The following is a 686-nucleotide window of genomic DNA, read 5'->3' as shown; positions in this document are numbered from 1 at the left end:
TCGGTGACGGGGTTGCGTTTGCCCGCGACGATGGTGTTCGACTATCCGACACCCCATGCCCTGGCCACCTACCTGTGCACCCGGTTGGTGGGCGAGTCCGCGGTGGCCCGTGGCCCCGCGATGACGGTGGCCGACTCCGGTGAGCCGATCGCAATCGTGGGGATGACCTGCCGGTTCCCTGGTGGCGCGACATCCCCCGAGAAGCTGTGGGAGCTGGTCGCCTCGGGTCAGGACGTGATCGGGGAGTTTCCGACCGGTCGGGGCTGGGACCTGGACGGCCTCTTCCACCCGGACCCCGACCACCCCGGCACCAGCTACGCGAACGAGGGCGGCTTCCTCCACGATGCCGACGCGTTTGATGCGGGGTTCTTCGGTATCAATCCGCGGGAGGCGTTGGCGACGGATCCGCAGCAGCGGTTGCTGCTGGAGGCGGCGTGGGAGGTGGTGGAGCGGGCGGGTATCGACCCGGTGTCGTTGAAGGGCAGTCCTACCGGGGTCTACGCCGGGGTGATGTACCACGACTACGCTGCCGGGCTCAGCAGCGGCGCCGACAGCAAGCTCGAAGGCTATGCGATGCTCGCGGGGTCGGGCAGCGTGGTCTCGGGCCGGGTGGCGTACACGCTGGGGTTGGAGGGTCCGGCGGTGACGGTGGATACGGCGTGTTCGTCGTCGTTGGTGGCGATGCA

General features: G+C 68.8%; 1 protein-coding gene. It reads left to right on the top strand.

Annotation, left to right across the window (positions count from 1 at the left end; all coding sequences use genetic code 11):
- The coding region (locus tag EEJ42_RS04295; RefSeq protein ID WP_148081845.1) for an acyl carrier protein at window positions 1-686 on the top strand (686 nt) is incomplete at both ends.

Source organism: Streptomyces botrytidirepellens, assembly GCF_003721215.1.
Lineage (GTDB): Bacteria > Actinomycetota > Actinomycetes > Streptomycetales > Streptomycetaceae > Streptomyces > Streptomyces himastatinicus.
Note: the sequence above shows the minus strand (reverse complement) of the source record. Positions and strands in the feature narration are given on the sequence as shown.